Origin of the sequence: Nonomuraea sp. WAC 01424 (assembly GCF_003947315.1) — a bacterium.
GTDB classification, from domain to species: Bacteria; Actinomycetota; Actinomycetes; order Streptosporangiales; family Streptosporangiaceae; genus Nonomuraea; species Nonomuraea spiralis.
The window spans coordinates 399,163-418,964 of sequence record NZ_QHHZ01000009.1 but is presented as its reverse complement, the minus strand read 5'-3'; the positions used below and the strand labels follow the sequence as shown (position 1 = coordinate 418,964).

The 19,802-nt window shown below is 70.9% G+C and carries 16 protein-coding genes; 10 read left to right on the top strand and 6 right to left on the bottom strand.

Annotated features, from left to right (window positions below; translation table 11 throughout):
• Positions 1-3 precede the first annotated feature (3 nt).
• On the bottom strand, positions 4-1,353 hold the full coding sequence (locus DMB42_RS26265; RefSeq protein ID WP_125637662.1) for an amidohydrolase: 1,350 nt from the start codon (positions 1,351-1,353) through the stop codon (positions 4-6).
• A gap of 185 nt (positions 1,354-1,538) precedes the next feature.
• On the opposite strand from DMB42_RS26265, the gene DMB42_RS26260 reads away from it, so the two are divergent.
• The 5 genes from DMB42_RS26260 to DMB42_RS26240 are packed head-to-tail and all read left to right on the top strand — an operon-like array spanning position 1,539 to position 6,979.
• Positions 1,539-2,291: an ABC transporter ATP-binding protein gene (locus tag DMB42_RS26260; RefSeq protein WP_125637661.1), complete on the top strand. Its 753-nt coding sequence runs from the start codon at positions 1,539-1,541 to the stop codon at positions 2,289-2,291.
• Positions 2,288-4,003: an ABC transporter permease subunit gene (locus DMB42_RS26255; protein ID WP_125637660.1), complete on the top strand. Its 1,716-nt coding sequence runs from the start codon at positions 2,288-2,290 to the stop codon at positions 4,001-4,003. The genes DMB42_RS26260 and DMB42_RS26255 overlap by 4 nt, the downstream gene beginning before the upstream one ends.
• Positions 4,000-5,151: an ABC transporter substrate-binding protein gene (locus DMB42_RS26250; protein ID WP_221762332.1), complete on the top strand. Its 1,152-nt coding sequence runs from the start codon at positions 4,000-4,002 to the stop codon at positions 5,149-5,151. Before DMB42_RS26255 ends, DMB42_RS26250 begins: the two co-directional genes overlap by 4 nt.
• The gene (locus DMB42_RS26245; RefSeq protein WP_125637659.1) at positions 5,151-6,023 is read left to right on the top strand and encodes a branched-chain amino acid ABC transporter permease; all 873 of its coding nucleotides are present in this window, start codon (positions 5,151-5,153) and stop codon (positions 6,021-6,023) included. The genes DMB42_RS26250 and DMB42_RS26245 overlap by 1 nt, the downstream gene beginning before the upstream one ends.
• Entirely contained in the window at positions 6,020-6,979 is a 960-nt protein-coding gene (locus DMB42_RS26240; protein ID WP_125637658.1) for an aldo/keto reductase, read from the top strand. The genes DMB42_RS26245 and DMB42_RS26240 overlap by 4 nt, the downstream gene beginning before the upstream one ends.
• A gap of 57 nt (positions 6,980-7,036) precedes the next feature.
• Here DMB42_RS26240 and DMB42_RS26235 read toward each other — a convergent pair whose 3' ends face one another.
• Together DMB42_RS26235 and DMB42_RS26230 are read right to left on the bottom strand one after the other, a co-directional pair.
• Positions 7,037-8,230 (bottom strand): S8 family serine peptidase, encoded by a 1,194-nt coding sequence (locus DMB42_RS26235; protein WP_125637657.1) that lies wholly within the window; start codon positions 8,228-8,230, stop codon positions 7,037-7,039.
• A gap of 37 nt (positions 8,231-8,267) precedes the next feature.
• A complete protein-coding gene (locus tag DMB42_RS26230; RefSeq protein ID WP_221762331.1) occupies positions 8,268-9,458 on the bottom strand; it encodes an MFS transporter in 1,191 nt (396 codons plus the stop codon).
• Between the two features lie 64 nt (positions 9,459-9,522).
• Here DMB42_RS26230 and DMB42_RS26225 point away from each other — a divergent pair, with 64 nt between their 5' ends.
• The 3 genes from DMB42_RS26225 (at position 9,523) to DMB42_RS26215 (ending at position 12,505) form a co-directional block, all read left to right on the top strand.
• Positions 9,523-10,461: a LysR family transcriptional regulator gene (locus tag DMB42_RS26225; RefSeq protein ID WP_260477950.1), complete on the top strand. Its 939-nt coding sequence runs from the start codon at positions 9,523-9,525 to the stop codon at positions 10,459-10,461.
• Positions 10,462-10,471: 10 nt separating this feature from the next.
• Positions 10,472-10,801 carry a hypothetical protein gene (locus DMB42_RS26220; protein ID WP_221762330.1) on the top strand — a complete coding sequence of 110 codons (330 nt, stop codon included), beginning with the start codon at positions 10,472-10,474 and terminating at the stop codon, positions 10,799-10,801.
• Positions 10,802-10,885: 84 nt separating this feature from the next.
• Positions 10,886-12,505: a benzoate-CoA ligase family protein gene (locus DMB42_RS26215; protein ID WP_125637654.1), complete on the top strand. Its 1,620-nt coding sequence runs from the start codon at positions 10,886-10,888 to the stop codon at positions 12,503-12,505.
• Positions 12,506-12,523: 18 nt separating this feature from the next.
• Here DMB42_RS26215 and DMB42_RS26210 read toward each other — a convergent pair whose 3' ends face one another.
• Together DMB42_RS26210 and DMB42_RS26205 are read right to left on the bottom strand one after the other, a co-directional pair.
• Positions 12,524-14,035 carry an acyl-CoA synthetase gene (locus tag DMB42_RS26210; protein WP_125637653.1) on the bottom strand — a complete coding sequence of 504 codons (1,512 nt, stop codon included), beginning with the start codon at positions 14,033-14,035 and terminating at the stop codon, positions 12,524-12,526.
• An 87-nt stretch (positions 14,036-14,122) separates the two neighbouring features.
• A complete protein-coding gene (locus tag DMB42_RS26205) occupies positions 14,123-16,288 on the bottom strand; it encodes a choice-of-anchor J domain-containing protein (RefSeq protein ID WP_125637652.1) in 2,166 nt (721 codons plus the stop codon).
• A 521-nt stretch (positions 16,289-16,809) separates the two neighbouring features.
• On the opposite strand from DMB42_RS26205, the gene DMB42_RS26195 reads away from it, so the two are divergent.
• Together DMB42_RS26195 and DMB42_RS26190 are read left to right on the top strand one after the other, a co-directional pair.
• Positions 16,810-17,007: a hypothetical protein gene (locus DMB42_RS26195; protein ID WP_125637651.1), complete on the top strand. Its 198-nt coding sequence runs from the start codon at positions 16,810-16,812 to the stop codon at positions 17,005-17,007.
• A gap of 280 nt (positions 17,008-17,287) precedes the next feature.
• Positions 17,288-17,794: a hypothetical protein gene (locus DMB42_RS26190; protein ID WP_125637650.1), complete on the top strand. Its 507-nt coding sequence runs from the start codon at positions 17,288-17,290 to the stop codon at positions 17,792-17,794.
• A gap of 248 nt (positions 17,795-18,042) precedes the next feature.
• Here DMB42_RS26190 and DMB42_RS26185 read toward each other — a convergent pair whose 3' ends face one another.
• Positions 18,043-18,369, bottom strand: a complete 327-nt coding sequence (locus DMB42_RS26185; protein WP_125637649.1) for a hypothetical protein — start codon at positions 18,367-18,369, stop codon at positions 18,043-18,045.
• Between the last annotated feature and the right edge of the window lie 1,433 nt (positions 18,370-19,802).

The following is a 19,802-nucleotide window of genomic DNA, read 5'->3' as shown; positions in this document are numbered from 1 at the left end:
GCCTCATCGCTCGTACACGACCTTGCCGTCCACCAGCGTCATCGCGATGGGCACCTCGGGCAGGTCGGCCGGGTGCACGTCCAGCAGGCCGGCGTCCAGCACGCACAGGTCGGCCACCTTGCCGGGCTCCAGCGAGCCCTTCCACGACTCCGCGCCGTCCTGCCAGGCCGGGGCGATCGTGTAGGCGCGCAACGCCTGGTCGAGCGCGAGCCGCTGGTCGGGGGCGCCGTCCACGGCCCACCGGGTGGCGGCCGCGGCCACGCCGTGCCGCCAGTCGGGGGTGAGCATGGGGGCGTCGGAGCTGAGGCAGAGCCGTACGCCGGCGGCCAGCGCGTCCCGCACCGGCCAGGCGTGCCCGAGCGCGGCCTGGCCCAGGGCGTCGCGCAGCATGGGGGAGGCGGCGGCGGCGATGCCCGGCTGGGTGGTCAGGCCGATGCCGGCCGCGGCCATCGTCTTGAGGGTGTCCGGATGCAGGACGTCGCCGTGGACGAGGTAGTGGCGCCGCCCCGGGGCCCCGGCCAGGGCGCGGGTGACGGTCCTGGTCGCGCGGCTGCCGGTGGCGTGCACGGCGACCTGGTGCCCGGCCGCGGCGACGGTCTCGATCATCGTGGTCAGCGCGTTCTCGCGCTCGTCCAGGGAGTCGCCGTCGACCAGCGGGGCGCCGTGGGTGCCGTCCTCGTACGGCTCGTCGCTCCAGGCCGTGCGCATCGGCGGGATGCCGTCGGCGAAGATCTTCACCCCGGTCACCTTGAACCAGCCCGGCACCTCGGCGGGCGGCGTCAGGTCGCGCAGTCCGGCGACCACGTCGGGCAGCGAGCTGCGCCCGTCCATCTCGGCGAAGAGCAGCAGCGCGCTCACCCGGGCCTTCAGCTCGCCCCGCGCGGCCATGTCGGCGTACTCGCGCAGGACCTCGACGCCGAACCGTCCGCCGCCGTCGTGCTCGCAGGGGCCGAGTCCGGGCTCGGTGTAACTCGTGATGCCCAGGGAGGCCAGCAGGTCGCCGGTGCGCAGGATCGCCGCCCGGCGTTCCTCCGCCTTCCCTAATCGCGAGTCGGGGGCGAGGTTGCCGGTGCCGGTCAGGCGGTCCAGCAGGAGGTCCGGCCAGCGCAGGCCGAGCCAGGCGCCGTGGAGGTGGGCGTCGTTGATGCCGGGCAGCACCGATCTGCCGCGCAGCCGTACGACCTCCGTCTCCGGGCCTACCATGGCCTGGACCTGCAACGGAGTGCCGACTCTGACGATGCGCCCGTCCTTGATCGCGATCCCGGACGCGAGATGGCCGGCCGGGTTCATCGTGTGCACGACGCCGCCGGTCATGACCAGATCAGCCGACCTGTTGTCAGCCGCAGATTTCATATCCGCTCCGCTCTGGACACTCTCAATTCCATCCGCATAACGTACATGGAATCAGATACGATTTCGTGCCGGGAGGTGACGATGCCTCTGCGTTCCGAGGCACGGCGCATCATCGATAGGGCCCCTCGCGGACCGGCGCCCACGCCGTCAACCGCCGCGGCCGACGACCGCCGCCGGAGCCGCTGATGGGCGCTCCCGTGGACGATGTCCTCGACGTACGGGACATCAGCGTCTCCAGAGGAGAGGTCCCCGTCGTGCACGAGGTCAGCCTCGGCGTCGCCCCCGGCCTGGCCGCCGTGCTGCTCGGCGCGAACGGCGCGGGCAAGACCACCCTCCTCGACGGCATCGCGGGCCTGGCCCCCGCCGCCTCCGGCACGGTCACGCTGGCCGGCGCCACGCTGACCGGCCTGCCCACCTACCGCCGCGCCCAGGCCGGCCTCGGGTACGCCGAGCAGGCCCGCACGGTGTTCCGCACGCTCACCCTGGAGCAGAACCTGCTGGTCTCCGGCGACGGCGACCCGGCCATGGTCTACGACATCTTCCCCGAGCTGGATCGCAGGCGCACCCTGCCGGCCGCGAACCTGTCCGGCGGCGAGCAGCAGATGCTCGTCATCGGCCGGGCGCTGATCGCCGGGCCCAAGGTGGTCCTCATCGACGAGATGTCGCTCGGCCTCGCGCCGGTCGTGGTGCGCCGGCTGATGGGCTCGGTACGGGAGCTGGCCGGGCGGGGCATCGGGGTGCTGCTGGTCGAGCAGTTCGCCAACCTGGCGCTGGAGATCGGTACCCGCGCGTACGTGCTGCGCAAGGGCCGGGTCGTCTTCGACGGCCCGTGCGAGGAGCTGCGCGGGGCCGAGGACCGCCTGCACGAGTTCTACTTCGGCGCCGTCACCGACGACAGCCTCGCCCAGGCGGCCGGCACGGAAGGCGGGAGCTCATGAACACACTGCTCAGGACCTGGGGGCCGGGGCTCGGGCTGGCCGTCGCGGCGTGCGTGGTGCTGCCGCTGGCGCTGCCGCCGTACTGGATCTACCTGGCCATCGCGGCCGTCGTCAGCGGCGTGCTCATGCAGAGCTACGGCGTGATCGTCGGGCGGGCCGGGGTCATGTCGCTGTGCCAGATGTCGTTCGCGGCGATCGGGGCCTGGGTGGTGCTCCGGCTGAACCTGGCCGACGCGCCCGGCGGCCTGCTGCTGTGGCTGGTGCTCGGCGGGCTGGCGGCGGTGCCGGTGGGCGTCGCGATCGGGCTGCCCGCGCTGCGCATCAGGGGCGTCAACTTCGCCGTCGTCACGCTGGGCTTCGCCGTCTCCACCGACATCGTGCTGAACGCCAACCAGTTCCCGGGCACGACCGAGCTGAAGACCGTCGTACGGCCGGGGCTCTTCTCCTCCGACGCGGCCTACTTCGTGCTGGCCATGACCGTGTTCGTACTGATCGCGATCGGGCTCGCGCTGGTCAACCGGACCAGGATCGGGCGGTCCTGGCTGGAGCTGCGGCACTCCGAACGGGCGGCGGCGGCGCACGGCATCTCGGTGGCGCGCAGCAAGCTCACGGCCTTCGCCATCAGCGCGTTCATCGCCGGCATCGGCGGCGGGCTGATGGCGGGACAGCTCGGCCTCGTCGTATCCGGAAATTTCGCGATGATGCAGTCGCTCGCGCTGTTCGCGGTCGCCGTGCTCATCGGGCCGCACAACACCGAGGGCGCCGTCCTGGGCGGCATCTTCGGCGCGGTCATGGCCACCATCCTGGAGAAGCTGCGCCTGCCGCAGGACCTCGGCGGCATCCTGTTCGGCGCCATGGCGATCTTCGCCCTGCGCAGCGGGGTGAGCCAGACCGACTTCACCCGGGCCCGCAAGCGCGCGCGCAACGCCCGCCCGCTGCTGGCCGCCGCCGTGCCCGCCGAGGAGCCGGCTCCGCTCTCCCCGGCCGCCGGCGGCGAGGGGAACGTGCTGGAGGTACGCGGGCTGAGCGCACGGTTCGGCCAGGTCGTGGCCCTCGACGGCGTGGACCTGACGGTTCCGGCGCTCGGCGTCTGCGGGCTCATCGGCCCCAACGGCGCCGGCAAGTCCACGCTGATCTCCGCCGTCACCGGCTTCGCCGCCCGCTACGAAGGCTCCGTCGTGCTCGCGGGGGAGCCCCTCGACCGGCTCAGCCCGAGCGCCAGGGCCCGGCGCGGGCTGCGGCGCACGTTCCAGACCACCGCCATCGCCTCGGAGCTGACGCAGGAGGAGTACCTGGCGATCGTCGCCGGGCGGCGCCTGCGCAGGGAGGAGTCGGAGGAGGTGCTGCGCTTCTTCGGCTGCCCGCCGGGCGAGGTGCCCGTGTCGATCCTCGACGCGGGCACCAGGAGACTGCTCGACGTGGCCGCCGCCGTCGCCGCCAGGCCGAAGGTGGCGCTGCTGGACGAACCGGCCGCCGGCCAGTCGGCCGCCGAGTCGCTGCGGCTCGGCCGCCGCCTGGCGCAGGTCCCGGCCCGCTTCGGCGTGTCGATCCTGCTGGTGGAGCACGACATGGATCTCGTACGAGCCGCCTGCGGCCAGGTCACGGTGCTGGACTTCGGGCACGTGATCGCCTCGGGGCCGACGCTCGACGTCTTGGACGCACCGGCCGTCAGGGCCGCATACCTCGGGACCGTCTTGGAGGAGACATCGTGAAACGCGTACTCATGGCTCTGCCCGTCCTTGGCCTGCTGACCGCCCTGACGGCCTGTTCCGGCGGCTCGGGCACCGACGGGCCCATCAAGGTCGGCGCCGTCAACGGCGTCACCGGCCTGTTCCAGACCCCGGAGGTGCCGCAGGCGGTCAAGGCCGTCTTCGAGGAGGTCAACAAGGCCGGCGGGATCAACGGCCGCAAGATCGAACTGCTCAGCAAGGACGACGCGATGAACCCGCAGCGCTCCACGGAGGCGGCGCGCGAGCTGATCGACTCCGAGGAGGTCGTGGCGCTGGTCGGCTCCTCCAGCGCCGTGGACTGCGGGCTCAACCGGGCCACCTACAGCAAGGCGCAGATCGTCTCCATCCCGGCCGTGGGCGTGGACCCGGCCTGCTTCACCAGCCCGAACATCGCCCCGGTCAACCCCGGGCCGTTCAAGCTGCTGACCGCGATGCTCTACTACGCCTCCGAGACGCTCAAGCACGACAAGGTGTGCCTGGCCTTCACCGTGCTGCCGGGCAGCGGCGGCGGCATCGACGCGGCCATCAAGGAGTGGAGCGACATCACCGGCAAGACGCTGGCGGTCAAGGACACCTCGGTCGGGCAGGGCGACCCGACGCCGTACCTGGTCAAGCTCAAGTCGGCCGGCTGCCAGGCGGTCGTCTACAACGCCCAGGTCGGGCCGTGGTTCGCCCAGGCCAAGACGCAGGGCATGCAGGACGTCGACTTCATCCTCATGGCCAACGCCTACACCGACGCCAACGCCGCGCTCATCCCGGCCGGCATGAAGGCCCAGGCGGGCACGGAGTGGCAGCCGTACACCGATGAGACCCTGCCGGGCAACGAGCGGTGGGCCAAGATCGTCAATGACAACAAGATCCAGAAGACCGCGTTCAGCCAGGGCGGCGTGATGGCGGCGGACGTGTTCGTCCAGGTCCTCAAGACGATCAAGGGGGACATCACCCGGGAGTCGGTGACCAAGGCGTTCAAGGAGATGCAGCCCATCACCTACCCCATGGTCGGCACGCCCTGGGTGTTCGGCCCCGGCCAGACGCACAACCCGATCGAGGGCAGCCGGTTCGTCAAGGCCGAGAACGGCAAGTGGACGGTGTTGCCCGAGGGCTTCATCGTCCCGAAGCGGAACGGCTGATGCTCGACTCCGTGGTCGCGGGCCTGACCAGCGGCGGCGTGTACGCGCTGCTCGGGCTCTGCGTGGTCCTGACGTACCGGCTGGTCGCGGTGGTCAACTTCGCGATGGCGGCGGTGGGCGCGATGGGCGCCTTCGTCATGGTCACTCTCACCGACGCCGGCCTGAACGTCTGGCTCGCGCTCCTGCTCGGGACGCTGGCCGGCGGGCTGGTCTCGGCGCTGCTCGGCCTCGGCCTGGTGCGCTGGTTCGGCGAGCACGACCTGCGGACGAAGGCGGCCGTCACCGTGGCGGTGTTCGTCGCGCTGATGTCGGTCGGGCTGCGCCTGTTCGGCAACAACACCAGCGGCGCGCGGCGCTTCCCGCAGCCGTTCGACGCGCCCGCCTTCACCGTGGGCGAGGTGGTCGTGCCGCAGGCGGTGCTGGTGTCGTTGTCGTTCGCGGTGCTCATCACGGTCGGCGTGGGGCTGCTGCTCGGGCGTACCCGGATGGGGCTGCGGCTGCAGGCGCTGTCGGAGCGGCCGGCCACCGCGCAGGTCGTCGGCATCCCCGCGCCCCGGCTCGCGCTGGCCGTGTGGGTGGCCATCGGCGCGATCAGCACGCTCGTCATCGTGCTGGTCGCGCCCCGGCTCGGCGGCGACTTCTCCACCCTCGGCAACCTCGTCACGACCGCGCTGGCGGTGGCCATGGTCGGCGCGTTCAGCAGCCTGTGGCTGACGCTGGCGGGCGGGCTGCTGCTGGGCTGCCTGGAAGGCGTGACGGCCTCGATGGAGACGGTTCAGCAGTACCGGGGGGTGCTGCCGTTCCTGGTGATGGTGGCGCTGTTGTGGTGGCGCAGCCGGCACCAGGTCTGGGACTCGGAGGCGAACGTATGACGGTCAAGGTCCCCCAGCGGCAGATCGGGGCGCACGGCCCCGAGGCGTCGGTGTTGTCGCTGGGGTCCTGGCACACCTACGACCGGATGGACTTCCGCGCGGCCGTCGAGCTGCTGCGGCAGGCCGTGGACCTCGGCATCAACCTGTTCGACGTGGGCGTCTACGGCCTGCCGGGGCAGCGGCCGGTCTTCACCGACGTCCTGTTCTCGGCCATGGTCAGGGCCGCCGGCCTGGCCCGCGAGGACTACCTGCTCTCGGTCAAGCTCTGGCTCCAGGGCCACCCCGAACGGCCGCTGCGCGACCAGCTCGAACGGGCGCTGCAACGGGCCGGCACCGACCACGCCGACCTGGCCGTGGTCGGCGACGTCCACCGGGACGACCTCGACCTGCGCCGCCTGGCCCGCGAGCTGGCCGCGCTGGAGGCGGAGGGCCTGCTCGGCTGCTGGGGGGTCAACAACTGGTCGGCCACCGCGATCCTGACCATCCGCAACCACGCCCGCGACCTCGGCTCGCCCGGACCGCAGCTCGCCCAGCTCAAGTACAGCCCGTGCCGCCGCTCGATCCCCGAAGGGGTGCCGTTCTCGGAGGTGTTCGACGCGGGCGTGTCGTTGCAGGCCAGCGACGTGCTCGAAGGCGGACTGCTGGCGGGGAAGGAGACGCCGGCCCGGCCGGTCTTCCCCGACCACGGCGGGGTGCGCGGGCGGGCCGCGAAGGCCGCCGCCGGGCTGGCCGAGGTGGCGGCGGCACTGGAGGCCACGCCCGCCCAGGTGTGTGTGGCGTTCTGCCTCACCCATCCGGCGGTGGCCAGCGTGTTGTTCGGGGTCACCAGCGCGGCCCAGCTCGCCGACAACGCGGGCGCCCTCGCCCTGCTCGACCGGGTCGGCCCGGCGCGGCTGCGCGAGCTGGCCGCGCCGTTCTGGGCCGACGCCGACACCGTGGACCCCGAAGGGCCCTGACGCTCCGGGCCCGGTCCCCTGGCGGGGGACCGGGACTTCAGCGAGGCGCCGGGACTCTCAGCGGGGCGCCTGGACCAGGCCCGCGCCCAGGTCGGCGGCGACGGCGCCGTCGTCGAACACGCCCGTCGCCGCCGTCAGCAGCAACTGCCCGGTGACCGCCGCGGCCCTGACGCCCTCGCCCCGCGCGCGCAGCTCCTGCCACCACAGCGCCGCCGCCCCCGCCACGTGCGGCGCGGCCATGCTGGTGCCGCTCTTGGAGGTCAGCCCCCCTCCGGTACGGGCGGAGACCACGTCCACGCCCGGCGCGCAGAGCTGCGGGAAGGTGTTGGAGAAACGCGCGACCGACAACCGGCCCGACGGCTGCCGCTGCACCGCGCCGACGGCCATCATGCCCTCGGCGGCCGACGGCAGCTCCGGCCCGACCTCGAAGTCCGGACGCAGCTCGCGGTGGCTGGCGTTCCCCGTGGCCGCGACCACGACCGTGCCCGTGCCGAACGCCGCCCTGGCCGCGATCATCCGCATCAGCGAGTCGTAGAGCCGCAACGTCGCCCGGTACGACTCCAGCGCGATCGAGGTGGCCAGGAACTGCGGCAACCCCCGCTCCTCCAGTTGGCGCATGGCCGCAGGGAAGTCGATGCCGAGCGACATGGTGATCACGTCGGCGTCGTTCCCGATCGCCCAGAGCAGGCCCTTGACCGTGCCGGCGGTCGAGCCCTTGCCGTCGTCCCCGAGCACCTTGCCGATCAGCGCGCGCTCGACGCCGGGCGCGACGCCGACGCGCATGCCGTCCACCGGGCGGCCGAAGACGGTGCCGGCGCAGTGGGTGCCGTGGCCGACCTTGTCGCCGCCGCCCGAGCCGGTGAAGTCCTCCTCCACCAGCGTCATCCCGGTGAAGGCCGGGTGCGTGGCGTCGATCCCGGTGTCGAGGATCGCGACCACCGTCCCCGCCCCGGTACGGGCCGAGGCGTCCGCGCCCAGCGCCCGTACGCCCCACGTGACCCGGTCGCCGGCCTCCGCCTCCGGCGGGGGCGCGTCGGCGTCCTCCGGCGCCCCCGGGACGCTGGTCGGCATCGGCCGGGCGACCGCGGCCACCGACGGGTCGCGAGCCAGGTCGGCCACCTCCCGCTTGCCGAGCCCGACGACCTCGACGTGCGGCTCGCCCGGTGCCTCCGCCGCCGCCGCGCCCCGTTCGAACGGCGCGGCCATGCGGGTCCTGCTCAGATCCCTCAGCACGATGAACTGGTCGGCCATTGCCTTCCCCTCCCGGAAGTCGCCCACCCCTGTGATGTCAGGCGTACTCCCGCCGGGGCGCCCTGGCAACAGCCCGCCGCCTCGGGCCCGCGACGAGCACGGTCACGATCGCCAGCAGCAGCCCGGCCGAGGTCGCGACGATCAGCCAGGACCAGCCGGCGTGGCCGTAGACGGCGCTGCCGGCCGTGCCGCCGGCGCCGCTGCCGAGGTAGTAGCACAGGGTGTAGATCCCCGCCGCGCGCCCGCGGGCGGCGGGCGGGGCCTGCGCGGCCACCCAGGCGTTGGCGACGGCGTGCGCGGCGAAGAACCCGGCGGTCAGTACGGCGAACCCGAGCACGACCGCGTACAGCGGGTCCAGGACCGTCAGCAGCGACCCCGCGGCCGTCACGGCCAGGGCGGTGACCAGGGCCGCCCGGCGTCCCATCCGGTCGGCCAGCCGTCCCGCGGCGGCCGAGGAGGCGGTGCCGAGCGCGTAGGAGAGGAACACCAGGGAGGCCACGGCCGGTGTGAGCGACAGGGGCGGCGCGGCCAGGCGGAAGCCCGCGGCGTTGTAGAGGGCGACGAACGCGCCGACGCCCAGCGCGCCCACCGCGTACGGCGCCAGCAGCGCGGTCCCGATCCGGGCACGCTCGCGGGTGCGGCTCACCGGCGGCGCGGCGGGCAGCGTACGGGCCGCGTACGCCGAGCAGAGCAGCGACAGGCCCGCGACCACCAGCAGGCCGCCCCGCCACCCCCACGGCCCGGCGGCGAACCCGGCGCCCAGCCTGCCCAGCATGCCGCCCACGGAGTTCCCGGCGATCATCACGCCGACCGCGCCGGCCAGCCTCGACGCCCCCACCAGATCGGCCAGGTACGCCGCCCCCACCCCCGCGAACCCGGCGACCGCCACCCCCTGCGCCGCCCGCATCACCACCAGCACGGGGAACGTCGGCGCCAGCGGCAGCGCCAGCCCGATCAGCGCCGAGACCAGCACGGACCACACGATCATCCGCCGCCGGCCGACCACCTCCGCCAGCGCGGCCAGCGGCAGCACCGCCATCGCGAGCGCCGCCGTGGGCACGCCGATCGCCAGGGACGCGCCGCCGGGATCGAGATGGAAGTCCGCGGCGAGCTGCGGAAGGACGGGCTGCGGCGCGTACAGCAGGGCGAAGGAGGACACCCCGGCCGCCGCCACGGCCGGACCGGCCCGCCGGGTTGTCACGACACGCTGAACTTCGATGACCGCCACATCAGGAAACGCTAAGCAAGGCTAATAAATACGTCCAATGCTGAAATGGGGGATAATTCATGCTGTGGTGGATGAATTCGAGCTGATTGACGAGCGGCTGGCCGCCGCGCTGGCTCCCACGCTCGCCCTGCTGGCCGCCGTCGGCGAGACCGGGCACGTCACGCGGGCGGCCGAACTGCTCGGCGTGCCCCAGCCCACCGCCAGCCGCCGCCTGGCCGCGCTCGCCGACCTGGTCGGCGCGCCCCTCGTGGTCCCGTACGGGCGGGGCATCCGGCTGACCAGGGCCGGGCGCGTCCTGGCCGCCGCCTCCGGCCGGGCGCTGGCCGTCATGGAGTCGGCCGCCCGCGAGGTGCGCGAGGAGATCGACCCCGGCAGCGGCCGGGTCGTGCTCGGGTTCCTGCACCTGCTGGGCCGCACGCTCGTCCCGTCGCTCATCCGCGGCTTCCACGAACGCCACCCGGGCGTACGCTTCAGCCTGGCCCAGGGCTCGCGCCAGGACATGCTGCGCGCGCTGGGCGAGGGCGAGATCGACCTGGTGTTCGTCGCGCCCCTGCCGGACGGCGACCCGGCCCTGGCCGGGCACCCGCTGGCCGACCAGGAGCTGGTGCTGTCCGTGCCGCCCGGCCACCGCTTCGCCGGGCGCGCGCGGGTACGCCCCGCCGAACTGGCCGGGGAGGAGCTGGTGACGCTCGAACACGGCTACGGCGTGCGCCAGATCACCGACGACCTGTGCGCGGCGGCCGGGTTCACGCCCAGGATCGCCTTCGAGGGACAGGAGTCGGAGACCGTGCGCGGCCTGGTGGCGGCCGGGCTCGGCGTGGCCGTGCTGCCCCGCCTCGCGCCCGCCGAGGGCGTGGTGCAGATCCCGCTCTCGCCCCCGGTGTTCCGGACGATCGGGGCGTGCTGGCCCGCCGGTACGCGGCTCACGCCCGCCGTACGCGCCTTCCTGGACCACGTGCGCTCCGGCACGGCCGATGTCGGGCCCGGCCTGCGTCCCTGCTAGAAGAATGACCGTGACACACGACGGAGACGCGGGCGTGCCCGGCTCGCTGGCGAAGGTGCTCGCGGACGTGACCGCCGAGCGGATGGCCCAGGACGCGCTATGGGGTATGCAGGCGCTGCCCGACGGCACCGGCGGCGAGCACAGGACGGCCGAGTCCGACCGGGCCAGGGACGAGACCGAGGCCGCGGCCCGGCGGGGCGCGCTGACCTGGCGGCACGTCCTCGTGGAGGAGGTGCTGGAGGCCCTGGCCGAGAGCGATCCCGTACGGCTGCGCGCCGAGCTGATCCAGGTGGCCGCGGTGGCCGTCAAGTGGAGCCAGGCCCTCGACCGCCGCACCTGACCCGTTCGCGAGAAGTAGTTGACGGCTCATCAATTCTGTATGGAAGATTCAGCTACGCACGCCCGCCCGCGGATGGGGACGACCATGCCTGCCGAGTCGTTCAACGCCAGCGCCTTTCTCGTGGACCGCCTGGTCGAGACCGGGCACGGCGATCGCGTCGCCGTCGCGGGCCCCGCCGGGACCCTGACGTACGGGCAACTGGCCACGGCCGTCGCCGAGCTGGCCGGCGGGCTGCGGGTGATGGGGGTGCGGCCGGAGGAGCGCGTGCTGCTCGTCCTGCCGGACCGGCCCGAGGCGCTGATCACGATCCTGGCCGTGCTGCGGATGGGCGCGGTCGCCGTACCGGTCCCGACCTCCTGCGACGGCCCGGAGCTGGGCGACCTGGTCAGGGAGTCCAGGGCGCGGGTCGTGGTCTCCGCGCCCGAATTCGAGCCGGTCGTGCAGGAGGCGCTGTTGTCGGCGCCCGAGGTCGTGGTGCTCGTGCTCACCGACGCCGCACGGCAGCCTCCCGGAGGCACGCGCACCGTCGCCGCCCTGGGGGCCGGTCAGCCGGCGATCGAGCCGGGCGTGCCGGTCTGCCTGTGGTCGGACGTGCTGGAGGCCGGCCGGGCGACGACCGGGCCGTACGACACCTGGCCGGACTCACCCGCGCTGTGGCTGCACACCTCCGGCGCCACCGGCGCGCCCAAGGCGGCCGTGCACCGTCACGGCGCGCTGCGCGACGTGCACGAGACCTTCGGACGCCAGGTGCTCGGCCTGCGCCCCGAGGACCGGTGCTTCTCGGTCGCGCCGCTGTACCTGCCGCACGGGCTCGGCAACTCCCTGATCCTCCCGCTCGCCGCGGGCGCCACCACGATCCTCGACCCGGCCAGGCCCACCCCGGGCGGCGTCGTCGAACGCCTGCTGGCCGAGCGCCCCACCCTGTTCTCCGCCGGCCCGTCCCTCTACGCGGCCCTGCTGGCCGCCGCGGCCCCCGAGAACGCCTTCGCCTCGGTACGCCTGGCCCTCTCCATCGGCGACCCCCTGCCCGCCGAGCTCCACCGCCGCTTCACCGCCCGCTTCGGCGTGGACCTGGTCGACGGCCTGGGCAGCGCCGAGACCCTGCACGTCGTCCTGTCCGGCCGGCCGGGCCAGGCGCTTTCCGCCGGCTCCGGCACCGCCGTGCCCGGCTACGAGCTCCGCCTGCTCGACGACTCCGGCGCGCCGGTCGCCGACGGCGAGCCCGGCCACCTGTACGTCCGCGGCGACTCGCTGGCCACCGGCTACTGGTGCCGTACGTCCGCCACCCGCCGGGCGTTCCAGGGGGAGTGGCTGCGCACCGGGGACGCCTGCGTCCGCGAGCCCGGCGGCTCCTACCGCTTCCTGGGCCGCGCCGAGGACCTGATCAGGGCGGGCGGCACGTGGACGTCGCCCATGGAGGCCGAGGCCCGGCTGCTGGAGCACGCCTCGGTCGCCGAGTGCGCGGTGGTCGCGGTGGTCGCCCACACCGTCGGCGACGGGCCGGAGCAGCCGGTGGCCTGCGTGGTGCCCGCGCCGGGACGGCCGATCGACCCCGCCGAACTGCTCGGCTTCTGCGCGGAGGGCCTGCCCGCCGTCCGGTGTCCGCGCGAGGTGCTGGTCCTGGACGAGCTGCCGAGGACGGCGACGGGCAAACTCCGGCGCCCGGCGCTGCGGCAGCTCGCCGCCGACCTGCTCGCCAAGTGACGGCGGCGCCCGCCGTGCTCAGAAGGCGTCGCGCAGTTCCCGCTTGAGCACCTTGCCGGAGGCGTTCTTCGGCAGCGCGTCCACGAACACCACGTTCTTGGGCCTCTTGAAGGGGGCCAGCCGCTCGCGCAGGAAGGCGTTCAGCTCGGCGGCGGTCAGCCCGGCGCCCTCGCGCAGCACGACCGCGGCCGTCACCGCCTCGATCCACCGCTCGTCCGGCACGCCGAACACGGCCGCCTCGGCGACCGACGGATGCTGGTAGATGATTTCCTCCACCTCGCGGCTCGCCACGTTCTCGCCGCCGGACTTGATCATGTCCTTCTTCCTGTCGACGACCGACAGGTAGCCGTCGGCGTCCATGACGCCGAGGTCGCCGCTGTGGAACCAGCCGCCGCGGAAGGCCTCGGCGGTCTTGTCCGGGTCGTCCCAGTAGCCGAGCATGGCGTGCGGGCTGCGGTGGACGATCTCGCCGACCACGCCCGGCGCCACCGGCCGGTCCTCGTCGTCGACGATCCTGGTCTCGACGTTGAGCGCGGGACGCCCGGCCGAGCCCAGCCGGGTCAGCTGCTCCTCCGGCCGCAGGATGGTGGCCAGCGGGGCCATCTCGGTCTGGCCGTAGAAGTTGAACAGGCGAACGTCCGGCAGCCGGGTCGAGATCTCCTTCAGCACCTCGACCGGCATGATGGAGGCGCCGTAGTAGCCCTTGCGCAGCGAGGACAGGTCACGGCGGTCGAAGTCGGGGTGGCGCAGCAGGCCGATCCACACCGTCGGCGGGCAGAACAGCTTGGTCGCGCGCTCACCCTCGATGGTGGCCAGGATCGAGGCCGGGTCGGCGCCGGGCAGGATGAGGTTCGTGGCGCCCAGGTAGATGCCGGGCGTCAGGAAGCAGTGGAGCTGGGCGCAGTGGTAGAGGGGCAGCGCGTGCACCTCGACGTCGTCGGGGCTCATCTCGCCGTCCACGACGCAGCTCACGTACTGGGCCAGCAGGCTTCCGCTGGACAGCGTGGCGCCCTTGGGACGGGACTCGGTGCCGCTGGTGTACATGAGCTGGATCGGGTCGTCGTCGGCGATCTCCACCTCGGGCTCGGCGTCGTCGCCGCGCCAGCCGGCGAAGGACTCCCAGCCCTCGGCCGCGCCGATCACGCCGCGCACCCGTACGGCCGGCCCGGCCGCGGCCTCGGCCACCGGCAGCACCGGCTCCTCCACCAGCATCCCGGTCGCGCCTGAGTGCTCCAGGATGTACGCCACCTCGCGCGGGCCCAGCATGAAGTTGATCGGCACGGAGATCGCGCCCAGCCTGGCCAGCGCGAAGTAGGCCAGTACGAACGCGTGGTTGTTGTGGCTGAACAGGGCGAACCTGTCGCCCTTGGTCACGCCCCGGGCGGCCAGCGCGTTGGCCGTGCGGTTGACCTCACGGTCGAGGTCGGCGTAGCTCTGGCGGATGTTGCCGTAGATCACGGCGGTCTTCGCGGGGAACCTGGCGGCCGACCGCCGCAGGAGGTCACCGATCGTGTGCTGGCGCGTCGTCATGCTGGGCACCCCCATGCCGAATGATGTTCGGCGATCGTACCCGAAGGAGGCGGCGCCCGCCGAGACCCCGGCGGGCGCCTTCCCGGCTCACCCAGGCTGGGTGACGCCGTTGACCTTCAGCGTGTACGGCGCGTACTGCTGCACCTGCTCGGTGGGCTCGTCATAGGCCACGATCGCGACCACGGACGGGAACACCGCGAACGGCGCGAGCTGCAGCCGGTTGAGGTTGATCGTGTCCTTGCCGTCGAACTGGGCCTGCAGCACCACCGAGTGCCGCTCGTCCAGGCCGACCAGGCGCACGTTCCAGTTGCTGACCGGCGTCGGGGAGATCTCGGTCGGGGAGTCGAACGGCTCCAGGCTGGACCCGTCGCTCACCGACGTCGCGCCCACCGTGACGTCGTCGATCTTCCAGCCGCCCTCGTTGACCCCGCCGTCGCTCACGTACTGGAAGCCGACCAGGATCTCCTTGCCCGCGTAGGCGGACAGGCTGTAGCTGTGCGGCTCGAACCCGGTGGTGGTGCCGTTGACGGCCGGGCCGAGCGGGCCGGCGGTCGTCCGGTCGCCCGGGATCGCGGTGTAGGTCTTGCCGCCGTCCGCCGAGACGATCACGTAGCCGTAGTCGAAGCCGGACTCCGCGCCGTACTTGGCGAGGAAGCGCAGCGTCGGGTCGGCGGTGGGGACCGTCACGCGGCTGACCGCGGCGACGTTGAGGTTGCTGGCGTTGCCCGACCACAACACCGCGTTGCCCGCGCGGTCGGGATCGTCGGAGACGACGGTCCAGGCCAGCGGGATCGGCGGCAGCGTCTTGGCGCCGGCGAACGACAACGACTGCGGCGCCGCCCCGCCGGGCTTGCGGATCTGCACGTAGTCGGCGCCGTTCGGAGCCGCGCCCGGGGTGTTGTACGCGGCCGGGTTGGCCAGGTTGACCGTCGAGTTCAGGCTCGCGGTCGTCACCCGCTTCTTCGGCACGCCCAGCACCACGCCGCGGTTCCCGACGACCTTGTCCACCAGAACCATGGTCTGGTAGTCGTGGATCACCTGGTACAGGCTCGTCGTCCCGAGCGCGGCCTTGACGCTGGCCAGGCCCTGGAGGGCGCCGTCACGGTGCAGCTTGGACAGGAAGTCCGCGCCGTACCGGTCGTACAGGAACAACATGAACGAGTACGCGTTGCCGTAGTCGGCCAGCACCGCGTCCGGGTTGCCGCCGTCGCCCCACAGGTTGAGCGAGTTCTGCGGGCCGCCGCAGTTGCGCGGGTTCGGGTTGTACGGCGTCTGCACGATGCCGAAACCCTGGAAGCAGTTGATGTGGTTGTCGAACCCCTTCTCGAACACCGTCGCCTTGGGGTTGCCGTAACCCGTCACCGAGATCGCGAAGTCCGACAGGCCCTCGTTCATCCAGGTGGTCTCGAGCGGGTCGGTGTAGTAGTGCAGCAGGTGCTGCCACTCGTGGGCGAAGACGCCCTCGTACTGGAAGGGCCGGGCCGAGCGCGAGGTGCACACGTCGGAGGTCGGCTCGTCGGGCGGGTTCGCGCCGGTCCTGTGCAGCCAGTCGAACGCGTCGATCGTCATCACGTTGCGGTCGAGCAGCTCGTTGTACTGCGAGGAGAAGAAGCCCGCGATGTACGTGGTCGCGGCCGGGAAGGTGTAGTAGTTGTCGTCCCGGACGTTGTCGATCAGCGTCACCGTACGGTCGCCGGCGCCGGTGTAGACGCCGCCGTTGCCGTTGGCGTCGGGGCCGAGCGTGGCGTTCGTGCCGTCCCGGTCCGGCGGCGTGCTGAAGGTCGCGGTCTCCTTCGGGAACATGTTCGTGTCGAACTGCTGCACCAGGTTGGTGACCTGGGCGTCGGTGATCTCCGTCGTCCCCGGCACCTGCATGCGGCAGTCCCCGGCCGGGAAGGCCAGGTCGTTGGCGACCCAGACCTCGATCTTGTTGCCGACGCCGCGCAGCGTGTAGTCCTTGCGGTACAGGCGGCCGTTGTAGTCGTCGGTGGCCAGCCACTGCCGTACGGTGCCGACCGGCGGGGTCTCGGCGGCGGCCTTGGCCTTGGCCCCGGCCCTGGCCTCGTACTTGGCGGGCACCTTGACGGGCTTGCCGTCGAGCGTGACGTCCTTGCGGGTGAGCTCCTTGACGTCGCTCGGCGGCTGGGCCGCCGAGGCGGCGGCCGGTGTGGATTCGGCCGACGCGGGTGACGCGGTCAGCGCAGGTAGTAAGAGAAGTGCGGCAGCGATTCCGATGATTCGGGTGCGCGCCATTGAACCCCCTAGCTATGGGTGTTGCCCGGATGGAACAGGGGTGACATCCGGTAATTACCGGAACCCGATTGGCGCGCGCAATAGGGGCATTTGCCAACAAAACGCAGCGGAATTGGCGATCACATCGTGACGGCCAGCCGCCGGTAGGACTCCAGCCGCCGGTCCAGGTCGTACGTGTTCATCGTGACCAGCACCTCCTCGGCCCCGGCGACCTCCACCAGCGACCCCACCACGCGGCGATCGACTCACCCAGCACGAGCGTGGGTGAGCAGGCCCGCCACCGATTGTCTGAACTGGCGAAGGGGGCTGTCAGACAATCGGCGGTCCGCGGAGACTGAGGACTCGCCGGTGACACGGCGGATGTCGATGCAGCCGCTGACCTAGGCGGGGCTGTGAACTGCCTGTTCCTGTTCAGGCCGGAACAGAGGGACAGGCGGCGACCCCGCGTTGTGCACTGGACTTTGTGTCCGCCCCGGACACGGACCGGAGATCACACATCAAGAGTGACGAAAGGTGACAGCATGACCAAGACGATGCTCAAACTGGCCGCGATCGGGCTCCTGACCGCAACCGGACTCGCCCTGACCGCTGGCCCGGCAGCCGCCAAGCACGACTTCTATCCCGGCGGCGGCACGGTCGCCCCGATGGGCGACGACTACTGGCCCCACAGCGGCGGGATCGCCCCGAAGGACGACTACTATCCCGGCAACGGCGGGTGAGCCCCGGGGCGGAGTTTCGATCTTATGTTGAGCTCGATGGCAGAAGTGCCGGCACCGCCGCTCGAGGCTCAGCATTGGTTCATCGCCTAGGAAACGCGTGCGCTCGACCTGGACGTCGCGCTGTGTGGACAGAAGGACCGTCAGGGCGAGGTTCGGAATGAGGAGTGGCACGGCTTCAGGAAGCTGGGCAATTCCGCAAACGTCCAAGCGATGGCCTGCGTTTCTACCTGCACTTCCTTGCGTTGTTCTCGATAACCTCACGAACCCGGGAGGCGGTATTATGCCCAAACTCAGGGCCAAGTTTGCAGCACTTGTCGTGGCGATTCTTGCCACTCTGTCAGTCGTAACTCCGGCTGCAAGTGCGACCAGCAGCGGCGAGTGGAAGACGTACGGCCCCTACAGTTTCGTGTTCGATCTTCAGAGCAGAACGTGCATGGTCTCCATCTCCGGCGGCGCCACCTATGAGGGGTCCTGCGCGGCAAGCGGCACGAGGGGGCGTTGGCACGTCCGCTACAACACGGTCACCCATCTGGTCGCACTCCATAACGTGGCCTATGACACCTGCCTGAACGTCGACAGCAACTTCAAGGTCACCACCGGTGGCTGCAGCAGCATCTGGACCCAAGGGTTCAACGAGGAAAAGATCTCGGCCGGCACCAGCAAACACAGCGGCCGATACATGTACCACCCGCTGGCGGACGCGAGCAAGTGCCTCTTGAGGGGCTGGTACATCGGATCCTGCAGCGATACGGGCGCCGTATATTATCAATACTACAATGCCCCGTAGGTCACGTTCGTAGCTTTCCGTATCAAAGGCCCCGGCATCGTTTGATGCGGGGGCCTTCTGTTTCTCGCCTCAAGGAAGCCTTGTGCTGTCCGTCAAGTCTCGTGTGCGCGCCGACAGCAACCTGAAGCGGGAACGGCCGTTGCGATTCTTGCGTCATCGAACGGCACCTTGAAAAACGTAGAAGGGGCCCGGCGGCGAGCGTGGCGCGCATACTGATCCACCCTGCCGGCATTGACTGCTGATCTGGACTATTCCGTTATGCGGAACGGGGTCTCGATCCGTCGTTTGCTCTGCAACCCCAACGCTTCAAAGTTGACCATGGTTCCACGCCATAGAAAGGCGTCAGAAGGAATGACCACTTCAGCGGAGAACGTGCCGTCGCTTGCCGCACGAGTATCGCGCATATCGTATCCGCCTGCGCTTCCGTGCTGAGTCAAGAAAAGTCGAACCATCTCGCCGGGCGCGAACCCTTGACCGGAAGCGACGACTGTTGCCTCTAATGGGCCCGCATCGGGTTCGACTGTGACCTCGATGGACTGTTCCTGCACAGGCGTCGGACTGAGACGATCAACCACGGTGTCCTTCGTCGAAGGATCTGAAGAACGGATGGCTGACGCTGGCGGAGAGGTTGCGGAGGAAGGGGTGTCTAGACCTACCGCAATGCGAAAGTCTGGGATCACTACAATGGCGGCTGCGGCTGAGATGACTCCAGCAGCCAGGGAAGCGATTGCGATCCCGCGACCGTTGCCGCCCGATCTCCTGTCTGACATGACCTCTCCTGCAGAGTCGGGATGCGAAGGGGGTAGTTGTGTCGCCAGCGCTGGATCATTACGGCTATGCGAACCGCTGTACTGATCCTTTCGTTTCCTGGCGGCGGACGGCTCAGGGCCAAAGGTGATCGCAAGTCTGGCGTTCTCCGGAGGACTTAGTTTGCCTCTGGTGGTCGGATTGATCGCCACAACCATCACCACATGAGCAGCGCTGGGTGCTGTTCTATCGTGCCGGAGCCGATTTGTCGCGCCGGACCCTGAACTGCGTAGCCAGCCTCGTCTACCGCCACCGCAAGGAGATCAAGTCACCCTAGCCGCGCTTCAATCCGGCCATCAGGCATGTTCGCGCCGCATCGGTACACAAAACCGACGTTCAACGTGCCGATCAGGGCAAATATGTCGCCCGGCCCTTGTATAGGTGGTATTGTGTCCGCTCATATATGGCGCAAATGTCCATATGTCACCTGAACGTGTCATTCTGATCTTTCTTGCTGCCGGTGGGCCATCTTGTGGGGGATACTCGGCTGGTTCGCTCGCCACCCCGGCACCAACGACAATGCCGGCCGCACCGCCTCCAAGCTGATCGGCCTGCCTCAGTTCCAGCGACTGTACGTCGTCGGCGAGCTATGGCCGGCCGACCGGCGCCACCTCTCGCCAGCATTTTCCGTGCAAGCTGTATGCTCAGCGCCGCTTCCACGTCTCTTCTCTACGCATGGCGCCTCAGTCCGTGTTGGGTGCCATGGATGGTGGCGGCGCGCAGTCTACGCATACGGGGAGAATGTCCTGTCTACCGCAGTCGGGACAGCGGTAGTACCTGTCCTTCGATCGGGCCTTCTGCCAGAACGCGACTACCACAGCGACGCCTACTACTGAGAGCAAGCTGATGCCCGGGGCCATGAGCGCTCGCGCTGCTGCCATCTCGACCAATCCGACCCACGCAATCAATCCCGTGATCGCGAAGATGGCGGGCTTGTAGATGGTGCGCTTCCGCTTGGGTTCGGCGGCCGGCTGGAGCGTGATCGGCGTCGCGCTGAGCGACTCCCACAGCATTCCGCATTCGGAGCATCTCCATGGCCCCGCCTCGTCGGCATTGTCGGGGCACGCGCAACGGTGGGTGGTCAAGGATGTCCTTCGCGTGGGGGTGTCGGCAGGTTGGTCTGATCTGCGTCGCGCCACTCTGCCACACCCTCCTGCGCCTATCCAGCCGTCGCAATGAGGGTCGACGATTGATCATCCGG